The organism is Arthrobacter sp. Hiyo1, assembly GCF_001263615.2.
GTDB lineage: Bacteria > Actinomycetota > Actinomycetes > Actinomycetales > Micrococcaceae > Arthrobacter.
Genome location: NZ_DF952469.1, coordinates 669,541 through 680,781 on the forward strand (window position 1 = coordinate 669,541; position 11,241 = coordinate 680,781).

9 protein-coding genes, 1 pseudogene and 1 riboswitch are annotated in these 11,241 nt (G+C 63.4%); of the genes and pseudogenes, 4 read left to right on the plus strand and 6 right to left on the minus strand.

Going from position 1 to position 11,241, the window contains the following annotated elements:
- A partial coding sequence (locus AHiyo1_RS07455) for an arginase family protein (RefSeq protein WP_172465548.1) occupies nt 1-413 on the minus strand: 413 nt, incomplete at its 3' end.
- A gap of 182 nt (nt 414-595) precedes the next feature.
- Complete coding sequence (locus tag AHiyo1_RS07460) at nt 596-3,256, minus strand: exo-alpha-sialidase (protein ID WP_059388132.1); 2,661 nt, start codon at nt 3,254-3,256, stop codon at nt 596-598.
- A gap of 277 nt (nt 3,257-3,533) precedes the next feature.
- Between AHiyo1_RS07460 and AHiyo1_RS07465 the strand changes: the two genes are divergently transcribed.
- Nucleotides 3,534-5,522 (plus strand): amino acid transporter, encoded by a 1,989-nt coding sequence (locus tag AHiyo1_RS07465; RefSeq protein ID WP_059388133.1) that lies wholly within the window; start codon nt 3,534-3,536, stop codon nt 5,520-5,522.
- A 75-nt stretch (nt 5,523-5,597) separates the two neighbouring features.
- On the opposite strand, the gene AHiyo1_RS07470 is transcribed toward AHiyo1_RS07465, so the two are convergent.
- The 3 genes from AHiyo1_RS07470 to AHiyo1_RS07480 all read right to left on the minus strand — a co-directional run bounded on the left by AHiyo1_RS07470 (nt 5,598) and on the right by AHiyo1_RS07480 (nt 8,197).
- Nucleotides 5,598-5,939, minus strand: a complete 342-nt coding sequence (locus tag AHiyo1_RS07470; protein WP_059388134.1) for a P-II family nitrogen regulator — start codon at nt 5,937-5,939, stop codon at nt 5,598-5,600.
- Nucleotides 5,936-7,351: an ammonium transporter gene (locus AHiyo1_RS07475; RefSeq protein ID WP_059388135.1), complete on the minus strand. Its 1,416-nt coding sequence runs from the start codon at nt 7,349-7,351 to the stop codon at nt 5,936-5,938. Before AHiyo1_RS07475 ends, AHiyo1_RS07470 begins: the two co-directional genes overlap by 4 nt.
- A gap of 270 nt (nt 7,352-7,621) precedes the next feature.
- Nucleotides 7,622-8,197 carry a helix-turn-helix domain-containing protein gene (locus AHiyo1_RS07480; RefSeq protein ID WP_059388136.1) on the minus strand — a complete coding sequence of 192 codons (576 nt, stop codon included), beginning with the start codon at nt 8,195-8,197 and terminating at the stop codon, nt 7,622-7,624.
- Between the two features lie 303 nt (nt 8,198-8,500).
- Between AHiyo1_RS07480 and AHiyo1_RS07485 the strand changes: the two genes are divergently transcribed.
- Together AHiyo1_RS07485 and AHiyo1_RS07490 are read left to right on the plus strand one after the other, a co-directional pair.
- Nucleotides 8,501-10,033: a sodium:solute symporter gene (locus AHiyo1_RS07485; RefSeq protein WP_059388137.1), complete on the plus strand. Its 1,533-nt coding sequence runs from the start codon at nt 8,501-8,503 to the stop codon at nt 10,031-10,033.
- A gap of 81 nt (nt 10,034-10,114) precedes the next feature.
- A riboswitch (SAM riboswitch) is annotated at nt 10,115-10,234 on the plus strand.
- Nucleotides 10,235-10,248: 14 nt separating this feature from the next.
- Nucleotides 10,249-10,569, plus strand: a complete 321-nt coding sequence (locus AHiyo1_RS07490; RefSeq protein WP_059388138.1) for a hypothetical protein — start codon at nt 10,249-10,251, stop codon at nt 10,567-10,569.
- A gap of 24 nt (nt 10,570-10,593) precedes the next feature.
- On the opposite strand, the gene AHiyo1_RS07495 is transcribed toward AHiyo1_RS07490, so the two are convergent.
- On the minus strand, nt 10,594-10,782 hold the full coding sequence (locus AHiyo1_RS07495) for a hypothetical protein (protein WP_059388139.1): 189 nt from the start codon (nt 10,780-10,782) through the stop codon (nt 10,594-10,596).
- Between the two features lie 266 nt (nt 10,783-11,048).
- Here AHiyo1_RS07495 and AHiyo1_RS25460 point away from each other — a divergent pair.
- Nucleotides 11,049-11,241: pseudogene (locus tag AHiyo1_RS25460) on the plus strand (VIT1/CCC1 transporter family protein); the annotation flags it as partial.

The window sequence follows — 11,241 nt, forward strand, 5'->3', positions numbered from 1 at the left end:
AGCGGCAGGGCGATGGTGTGGTCGCCACCGAGCGTCACGAGCTTGCTTCCGTTGGCGGTCAGGTCCAGCGCGTTCTGCTGGATGGTCTCGATAGCCTCGTTGATGTTGAACGGGTTCACGGCCATGTCGCCGGCGTCGGCAACCTGGATGTTCTCAAAGGGGCTGACGTCCCAGGCCGGGTTGTACGGGCGCAGCAAACGGCTGGCTTCACGCACGTGGTTGGCGCCGAAGCGGGCGCCGGGGCGGTAGGAAACACCGGAGTCGAAGGGGACGCCGACCACCGTGACATCGACCTTGGCAACCTGGTCCAGTCGCGGCAAGCGGGCATAGGTGGCAGCACCGGCATAGCGCGGGATTCGGGCCGAATCAATGGGACCGAGGTTGCCGTTGGCCTCAATACGAAGCTCTTCCAAAATGCGCCACTCCTTTGTGAATAGGTGGATCGGACAGTGACTGTGACACCAATCATACACTCAAAGTTGCCTTATATGCATCACTTGTTTACATTAGCAAATACCGCCATAGTCCCCTCACCAAGACCGGGCCGGGCGCCTCCGCGCCCGGCCCAGCTTGTCATCTCATGCCTCCTCCCGGGCTACTTGTTCCCGAAGGGCGTCACCTGAAAGTCTCCAAACGACACTTGATGGCCGTCCGTATCCAGCACAACGAGGCTGTCCATTCCGTTTTTCACGTCGTCGGGCAGCACGAAGGTCAGGGTGTTTTGTTGCGTCGGGAAGAACCAGCCCAATCGGTAGCTGCGCTTGTTCAGGTAGACGTAGTACCACTGGCCGTACTCCACGTTGTAGACCGTCACGGTCTGCCCGCTGCGGTATTTATCCGTTCCGAGCCCCAAGTCCAGCGGCGGATTCGCGCCGATCAATTCCTGGGAAGCCACGGCAGGCTCCGAACCGGGCTTCGCAGGCTTGACCTTCAGCTCGACCGCTGGCCTGGCCAGCTGAAGGGACGCAAGCTTGGCACCGTTGTTTGCGCTGACCGGGATGGTGATTGCCGGGAGTTGCTTGGCCGCGATGTCGGCGTCGGCCAGCGTGTAGGTGGAGGTGAGGTTGACCGACTCGCCCACGGCCAGGGTTGGCTTGGACAAACCAATGGCCGCAGCCGAAAGGTCCGTCAACGCCACATTGCCGCTGTTGCTCACCGTGTAGGCGAAGGTGACGGTATCGCCCGGACCGGCAAACCCATCCCCGTCAACATCATTGAAGGTGGGAACCACCGATCCGTTCACTTGGGGATGACGGACCATCAGATCCACCTCGTCACCCGTGACCGTGTAGTTCTGGGTGGCAGCCCCACTACCGGTCACCTGCCAGACGGTGCTGGGGACGAAGAACCCCTGGGCCACTTCGTCTGCCGTCACGGTGTGCTGTGGGGTGCCGCAGAGGTAATTGCCCCACACGCTAAGGGCGCTGAACCGGCAGTTGCCCGAGCCTGGCGGCAGGAACGGTTGGAAGTTGCCGGACTGCGGGACAACGGATTCCGTGACGTTGCCCGTGCTGTACACCCGGAACTTGTAAGGCACCGTGCTACCTACGGCGTACGGGTGGCTTGCCAGGTCCCGTCCGGCGTCATTGCGGGCGCCGAAAATGTAGGCGCCCACCACGTTGCTGGCGGAACCACCCGAAACCGTCACGGACACGGGTGCGGTAATCGACGACCCACCCACGTTCAACCTGGCGGTCAGGGGAACCGCACCTGCCTTGGCGTACGACGGCGCCGTGACAGTCAGCTGGACAGTCGCCGAGGCGCCCGGATCGAGGGAGGCGAGCTGCGCCGTCGTCGACGTCCAATCCTGCAAGGCATCAAGGCTGACGGTCGAAGCGGGAAGCGGTGAACTGTCGTTGTTGGTGACGGTCACGCTGAGCTGGGCGCTGCCACCGTTCGTGACGGTGACGGCACCGGGGACGACGACGGCGGCAACCGGGCTCAGCCAGGCCGTGTCGAATTTCCCGAAGGTGATGGTGTTGCTGTCACCTTCGTACAGGACGCCGAAAGTCCCGTCCGAAAGGGCACTCAGGGTGGAGTAGGACATACTTCCGGGCTTGAAGACGCGCGAGGAGCCCCACGTCTTGCCGTCGTCGGCAGAGTAGCGGACAGTACCGTCCACCCGCGCGCCGCCGGCGGTGGGAGTGGGCGAATTCGAGAAGAGCAGCTTCTTGGCATCCGCCGATCCTTGAGCCGCGTCCGGATACATCCTGGTGATCGAGCCGTTGTTCCGCGGATCAGGGAGCTGCGTCTCGGCAACAGGCGTGCTGTACGTGACACCGCCGTCGGAGGAATACGCCACCTTCCGGAAATGCGGATTGGCGCCGGTGCTGTCCCGCGAGTTCAACATGACGCGGCCGTCGGAGAGTTCCACCGCCTTGTTCTCGTCCATGCCCGTTCCGGTGGGCTTACCCATGTTCCACGATGTGCCGTGGTCATCGGAGTAGACGCTGTACGCCTGGATCTGGCGGCTCCCGTCGGGCTGGACAATGGTTCCGGCAAACTGCTGGATGAGCCGTCCGGCGTGCGCTCCGTACTTGAGCTGGATGCCCTCGCCGGACGAGGCGAACATGCTGACCACGCCGCCGACATTGGGGACGCCGTTGACGGTGCTGCCGTTTGGCTTGACGGTACTGGTGACCAGCGGACCTGCAAACCCGGCGTAGGCGGAACCCGCCGCGTAGCTGGAGGGCACAGGCAGGGTGGGCTGATTGACCGGTTCCGTGGACCACGTGAGTCCGCGGTCGGTGGAGACGGACACTTGCGAGCTGATCACGTTGGGGTCGGAGTCGTCGTTGCCGAGCACGCTGCCCGCAAATCCCTGGTTCTTCGAGTAGACGTGGAAGTTGAACACCGTCCCGGTGACTTTGTCCACGACGTAGCTGGGGTCGCTGAAGCCGTATTTCTGTACGCCCGCTGAGCCCATCTGTCCCCGCGCGATGAAGGTGGGACTGCCCCACGTCTTTCCGCTGTCGGTGCTGCGCCGCTGGACGATCGAGTTGGCCGAGGGTGAATCGCCCCCATCGGGACGGCCATCGTAGGAAGCCAGGAGGACTCCGTCGCCCAAGTCCGCGAGCGCGACGATCCGGTAATACTTGCCGAGCACGGGGTCGATGGCGTTGTCACCGTTGGAAGCCAGGACCTGCTCGGCGTAGCTTCCCGGAGGGTTGGAGGGAACGTTGGGACTCGGGAATGGATCCAACGCGGCGTAGGCGGGCACAACGGTTGACGTCACGAGAACTGCGGCGGCTGCCAAGGAGACGGCTCTGCCCCGACTCCATCCCGGCCGCCTCCTGACCCTGTCACTGAGTAGCGGGTTATTCATGCGTAGCCCTTTCGTTTTTGGTCACATCCAACATAGGACGTTCTATATGCTACGTGATGCCGCTCACATGCCAAATGCTTGAATGCGTCTTTCCTGGAAGTGACCCGCCTCACAAGCGGCGTAAAGATTCCATAAAGACGGGCATCCACTCCCCGGTACACCCGTACGCTCCATCTGGAGCAGCTTCCAGGCTGCGCGAAAGGACCATGTGACAACGCTGACCAGGCCGCCGGCCGAACCCTCTGACCGGCACAAGCCCGCGGGCGACATCAAACAGGGGCAATTCAAGCGATGGCTGCTCGACGGAATGCCTGAGACCTCGGGAAAACGCCAGGGTCCACACGGCAAGCCGGACGAGGGCCACACTCCCCAGTCCTGGTGGAAGGTCATGTGCCTCACCGGCGTCGACTACTTCTCCACCCTCGGCTACCAGCCCGCCATTGCGGCGCTCGCGGCGGGTATCGTTTCGCCGCTCGCCACGATTGTCCTGGTGGCCGTCACCCTGCTCGGCGCCCTGCCGGTCTACCGCCGGGTGGCTTCCGAAAGCGCCCGCGGCGAAGGCTCCATCGCGATGCTTGAGCGGCTCCTCCCCCGGTGGGGCGGCAAACTCTTCGTCCTCGCCTTGCTGGGATTCGCCGCCACGGACTTCATGATCACCATGACGCTCTCCGCCGCGGATGCGAGCGCCCACGCCATCGAAAACCCTTTTGCACCGGAATGGCTCCATGGGCAGGAAATCACCATCACCCTGGCGCTCATCGCCGGGCTTGGCGTGGTGTTCCTCAGGGGATTCAAGGAGGCCATCAACGTCGCCGTCGTGTTGGTGGGCGTCTATCTGGTGCTGAACGCCGTCGTCGTCGCGGTCGGCTTGGCGCACGTGGTGACCGAGGCGCATGTGGCGACCGACTGGTGGGCTGCATTGAACCAGCAGCACGGCAACCCGTTGATCATGGTGGGCATCGCGCTCCTGGTCTTCCCGAAACTTGCCCTGGGGCTCTCAGGGTTCGAGACCGGCGTCGCGGTCATGCCCCAGATCAAGGGCAGCCCGAGCGACACGGAGGAAAATCCCGCGGGCCGCATCCGCGGCACCCACAAACTGCTCACGACGGCGGCACTCATCATGAGTGCCTTCCTGGTGGCCTCGAGCTTCATCACCACGTTCCTGATTCCGGCCGCTGAATTCCAGCCGGGAGGGAAAGCCGACGGTCGAGCCCTCGCATTCCTTGCGCACCAGTTCCTGGGCGACGGCTTCGGCACGGTGTATGACATCAGCACTATCGCCATCTTGTGGTTTGCCGGGGCCTCCGCCATGGCCGGCTTGTTGAACCTCGTGCCGCGCTATTTGCCGCGTTTCGGCATGGCCCCGGCGTGGACCAAAGCCGTCCGCCCGCTGGTCCTCGTCTTCACGGCGGTTGGATTCATCATCACGTTGGTCTTCGAGGCAAACGTGGAGGCCCAAGGCGGTGCCTACGCCACCGGCGTCCTGGTCCTCATGACCTCGGCCTCGATCGCAGTCACCCTGTCCGCGCGCCGGAAGAAGCAACGGGGCAAGACCCTCGCTTTCGGTGCTGTGGCGGTGGTCTTCGCCTACACCACGGTGGCCAATGTGGTGGAACGCCCGGACGGTATCAGGATCGCTGCCCTGTTCATCCTCGGCATTGTCCTGGTGAGCTTCGCGTCGCGGGTACGCCGGTCCTTCGAACTGCGGGCTACCCACATCAAGATGGACCAGATGGCCCTCGAGTTCACGGCATCGAACGAGGAAGGCCCCATCCGGATCATCGCCCACGAGCCCAAGCGGCTGAGCGCCGACCGGTACGAGTTGAAGCTGAAGCATGCCCAGCAAGCCAACCACTTGCCGGTGGACAGCCACGCGATCTTCATCGAGATCATCGTGGATGACAGCTCAGATTTCGAGCAGGAACTCCTCGTGGAAGGCAAGGTCCGGCACGGCTTCAAGATCCTGGAGATCCACAGCAACAACGTGCCCAACACGCTGGCCGCGGTACTCCTCCACATCCGCGACGTCACGGGACTCATGCCGCACATCTATTTCCGCTGGACCGAAGGCAATCCGATCGCCAACCTGAGCAAGTTCCTCTTCTTCGGCGAGGGCGAGATTGCACCAGTGACCCGCGAAGTGCTGCGCGAAGCCGAACCGGACATCACGCGCAGGCCATGGGTGCACGTGGGCTGAAATGGGCTGAACATGGCAGTGTTGGTGCCGCTCGCCGCAGAGCGGCACCAACAGAGCGGCACCAACACAGTCTTCCTAGCTGATCGCGGAGGCGCCACGCTCCCCGGTCCGGACCCGGACGGCTTGCGAAACGTCGACCGTCCAGATCTTCCCGTCTCCGAACTGACCCGTACTTGCACCGGAGATGATGGCGTCCACTATTCCGTCCACGAGATCGTCCGTGGCCAGGACCTCCACCCGGATTTTGGGAAGGAGATCGGAATTGTATTCCGCGCCCCGGTACACCTCCACGAAGCCCCGTTGCTGGCCGTAACCGTTGGCTTGGCTCACGGTCATCCCGTTGACTCCAAAGTGTTCCAAAGCTTCCCGGACCTCGTCGATCCGCTCCGGCCTCACGATGGCCGTGACCAGTTTCACGTCGACGCCTTGCTGCGCATCCGATCTGTTTTCCCGTTGGAGCTGGCTTCTGGGTCACCGCTGGAACTCGACGGAGCTTTGCCGTTCTGCGGTTCTCCCGGATTGAAGGACCCGCCAATCATGGCCAGCTCGTAGGCTGTTTCCGCGTGCTCCGTGATGTCGATGCCGGCCAGCTCTTCGTGCTCCTTGACGCGCATGCCCACTGTCTTGTGGATGGCGAGCCCGATGAGCGTCGTCATGATCGCCGTCCAGGCGGTGACCACCAAGGCCGTCAATATTTGGGGCCAGAATTGGCTCAGGCCGCCGCCGTAGAAAAGGCCGCCTTCAGTCTTTGCCGAGGGTACCGCGAAGAATCCGAGGGACAGGGTCCCCCACAGGCCGCCGACAAAGTGGACGGCAACAACATCCAAGGAGTCGTCAAGGCCGATCTTGAACTTCAGTCCGATGGCCAGTGCACAGACGGCACCCGCGATGACGCCGATGACGATGGCGCCAATGGGGTCCACGAATCCACAGGCCGGGGTGACCGCCACCAAGCCGGCGACCGCGCCGGATGCGGCACCAAGGGACGTCGCGTGGCCGTCGCGCAGCCTTTCGACAAGCAGCCAACCGAGGAGCGCCGCGCTTGTGGCCAAGAGGGTATTCGTCCAGGCGAGCGCGGCAATTCCATCAGCGGCCAGTTCCGAACCGGCGTTGAATCCGAACCACCCGAACCACAACAGGCCTGCCCCGAGCATCACGAAGGGGAGGTTGTGCGGCCGGATGTTGGGGTCTTTCATGAATCCGAGCCGCTTGCCGAGCACTACCGCAAGCATCAGCCCTGCCATGCCGGCGTTCATGTGGACGACGGTGCCACCGGCAAAGTCGAGGGCCGAGATCTTGCTGCCGATGATCCCTGTGGATCCGAAGAGGCCGCCGCCCCAGACCCAGTGGGCAATAGGAGCGTAGACAATGGTGACCCAGAGGCCGGCAAACAGCAGCCAGGGGCCAAACCTGACACGTTCTGCCACCGCGCCACTGATCAGTGCCACCGTGATGATGGCGAAGGTGGCTTGGAATCCTATGAAGACCATGTCCGGCAACCCCGGGGCTTTCCCGCCGATGACGCTGGCCAGTCCGCTGAGTCCGAAGTTCGCGAAGGGATCTCCGATGAAGCCGCCCAAGGTATCCGGGCCGAACGCGAGTCCGTAGCCCCACAGGGCCCAGACCACCGCGACAACGCCGATGGCGCCAAAGCTCATCATCATGATGTTGAGGACGGACTTCATCCTGACCAGGCCGCCGTAGAAGAACGCCAAACCTGGCGTCATGAGAAGGACGAGGGCGGAAGCTGCAAGCATCCAGGCTGTTGCGCCTGGATCGAGGGTCTGGGGGTTCACATCCAGCCCTACGCTGAAGAATACTGGGTTCATTTCGGGAGCCTTCCTGCATATACGGCGCTCCATGGCGCCCGCACGGCGAGACCATTTTTAAAACGAACAGGTCCTGGTACCCCACGGGATACCGACCTTGACGAGTTGCCTTGACTCGAAGGTACAGTCGCCCTGTTTCAGCAGTCGGCACGGATCATTTCAGGCACGTAACACCGAAGGTCCCAGGGTTAAATCCCGGAGTCAGTCATGTTTCAGGCGTGTTACGCCGCGTGTCGGCCACATGCGGTCCCGTATCGCATAGTGCCGGCGTCAGCGGCTGGCTGCCGGCACCAGGATCCAGAGCACTTCAACGGGCTCGTCGGTTGGATTGACCCAGGTGTGCGGCTCGCGGCCCGGGAAGGACAGCGTGTCCCCCTCTTCGAGTTCGTACTCCTCGTTGGTGAGGATCAATTTGATGCGGCCCTTGACCACGTGCAGGACGTCGACGTCGCAATCGACGGCGTAAAGCTCGGCTTCTCCCCGGCCGCGGGGCTCGATGGAAGCCTGTAGGATCTGCAGCCGTCGTTCCGACCGGGCGGTCAGGAGCCGCTCCACGATTCCCTGGCCGCCAAGCGAAATCCGCGGCCCATCGTCGCGCCGCGTCAGGTGCGTCTCAGGTGCGGCGAAAAGATCGCCGATGGAGACTGAAAGAACTTGGCAAAGCGTCACAAGGGAAGCGACCGACGGCGATGTCAGGTCACGTTCCACCCGGCTCAGGAACCCTTTGGTCAGGCCGGTGGCGTCGGCAACCTGCTCGATGGTGAGCCGCTGCGATTGACGGGCGGCACGGATTCTGGAACCGATGGCAACGGGGACATTGCTCGGTTCAACGGGGAGAGCCTTCATTCACGAACCTTTCAGGCCGTTTCTGCGGCCCTGTCATTGCAGCAATAGTAGCCGGATCGCCCGCGCGGCAGGGCCTTTGGCAAGCTGGAGGAGCGCCGATGAGTCTGCTGGGCGAGACAGCACCTTGACTGTTACTCGCATCACTACGTATCCTCATAGGCAACAAGTGTTGTTTGTGAGGCATACATCACAGACTACTCTCCCCAATCACCAGCGCAGAGACCTTCCGCAACCCGCAACGAAACCCAGCGGACCGGCGTCGGAATCCCCAAGGGCTCTGCGCATCACTTTCAGGAGCCAACCGTGGACTCTTCGTTCATCAATATTGCGATCGTGGTGGTGTATTTGCTCGCCATGCTGGCCTTCGGCTGGTGGGGCAAGTCGCGCACCAAGAACAACAGCGATTTCCTCGTGGCAGGACGCCGCCTCGGTCCGATGCTCTACACCGGCACCATGGCCGCAGTCGTCCTCGGCGGCGCATCGACGGTTGGCGGCGTCGGCCTCGGCTACAAGTTCGGCGTCTCCGGCATGTGGCTGGTTGTCGCGATCGGTTCGGGCGTGCTCCTCCTGAGCCTGCTTTTCGCCGGCACCATCCAGCGGCTGAAGATCTACACGGTCTCCCAGATGCTGAGCCTGCGTTACGGACAGCGCGCCACACAGACTTCCGGAATCGTCATGCTCGCCTACACCCTGATGCTGTGCGCCACGTCCACGGGCGCCTACGCCACCATCTTCGTTGTCCTCTTCGGCTGGGAGCGCTGGCTCGCCATCGCCGTCGGCGGCGCAATCGTCCTGGTCTACTCAACGATCGGCGGCATGTGGTCCATCACCCTCGCCGACCAGGTGCAGTTCATCATCAAGACCGTGGGCATCTTCTTCCTCATGCTCCCGTTCGTCCTGAACGCCGCAGGCGGCTTCGATGGCATCCGTGCCCGCGTTGACGCCAGCTTCTTCCAGTTGGACGGCATCGGAGCACAAACCATCATCACGTACTTCGTGGTCTACACCCTGGGCCTGCTGATCGGCCAGGACATCTGGCAGCGCGTCTTCACCGCCAAGACTCCCAAGGTGGCCCGTTGGGGCGGTGCCACCGCGGGTATCTACTGCGTCCTGTACGGCGTCGCCGGCGCATTGATCGGCCTTGCCGCCCGCGTGGCACTGCCCAACATCGACGTGAAGGCCCTCGGCAAGGACGTCGTCTACGCCGAGGTTGCCACGCACATCCTGCCGATCGGCATCGGCGGCCTCGTGATGGCCGCAGCAGTCGCGGCCATGATGTCCACGGCTTCCGGAGCCCTCATCGCCGCGGCCACCGTTGCCCGCGCCGACGTGGTCCCGTTCGTGGCCAGCTGGTTCGGCAAGACCATCAACACCGACGACACCGAGAACCCCGAGCACGACGTCAAGGCCAACCGCTACTGGGTCCTCGGACTGGGCATCGTGGCCGTGTTGATATCCATGGCGGCGCAAGACGTCGTGGTCGCCCTGACCATCGCCTACGACATCCTGGTGGGCGGCCTGCTGGTTGCCATCCTGGGCGGCCTGGTCTGGAAGCGGGGCACCGGTATTGCCGCGGCCTGGTCCATGGCCGTGGGGTCCGTACTGACCCTGGCCCTGCTGATCGCCTATGCCACGGGAATCATCCCCAGCGAAGACGGCGTCTACGCCAACGATCCCATCTATTGGGGCCTCGGAGCCTCGTTGCTGGTGTACGTCGTGGTCTCGCTGCTGACGCCTCCCACGGAGCCCCAGGTCCGCGAAGCATGGGACCGTCGCGTCGCCGGAGGAGTCACCGAGGAACTCCCGCTGGAGGCCCACCCGGTGGCCAGCCACTAAGTTTCACAGAGTCAAGTACGACGGCGGCGCCTCACCTTTTTCCGGGGTGCGGCGCCGCCGTCGCATGTACAGTAGGAAGAGCTTCAAGAGATGTGGCGCCAAGCTCCGACTTGCCACACGCCAACCCCATGTTCACGGGTGGTTCGGATGAAGAAGCGGCCCGGCTCGGACCAGAGACAACCGAACGGGCAAGAGCAACTCCACAGGAGAAGGCCATGCCTTTCGAAAACGGCGCCACCGCCATAGCCGACCGCACCACCCAGCCCAGCACCCTCTTGTCGCCCCGCCCCCGCCGGGTGGACGAATTCGTCCGGGTGATTCCCGGCGTCGACCTCTCCCAAGGCTCCGTCACGTTCGTCGTGGACGGAAACCTGGAACGCTATTGGCACCATGAGCCGCGGCTCATCACCCAAGCCCTTTCAAAAGCGGTCCAGCCCGCCCGCTGGTTCCCCGCCACACGGAAACTCACCCTGACGGTGGCGGCAACCGGGCACCGGGCAGGCGTGCAGAGGCACTTCATCCTGAGCGCGTTTTAGCTCCGGGGTTTAGCGAGCCCGGGGCTATTCGAACTCTTCGTCCTCGCGGTGTTCCTCTGCGTCGAGCGGAACCACCCGTTCGTCGTCGTCGAGGACCTCGGATTGTTCCTCCCAGTCCTCGTCCACCTCAAGGTCTTCGCTGTAGTCGTAGGCGGGATCGGCCTCGACCGTGGGACGGTCGGGGTGGCGGGCGTGGGTTTCGGTGCTGTCCATGGTGCAACCTCCGTTCGACGTGCCGCTGAGCCCATCGCACAGGCACATGAGGCAGCCGGTCACCACGCTACCCCGCCAATTCGTGGACCCTGTCCATCCATCCCAGCACTGCCCCCAGCCGCGGTCAAGGCCTCCCGGGAGCTCCCGTTTTTGAGGCGCGCCTAAAACGTCCAGTGAGGATTGCCAGCCGAAAAACCGCGGAAATTGGCGATAGAGTGGAGCCGCAATGAGGCGATGAAGCCCGCCCCAGCAACCCAGGAGTCCCGGTGCACCCGCACGCAGATCCACAGAACCCGACAGATCCAGACAACGCGCATCCCGACAATCCCTCGGACCAAAGCAGTCCATTGCAAGATGAAGCGGCCCCCAAGACTCCCCCGTCGTCGTCGGACATCAAGCGCTGGCGTCAGTACTTGGCGGACGAGCGGGCCGAGGCCGCCGTGTACCGCCAACTGGCGC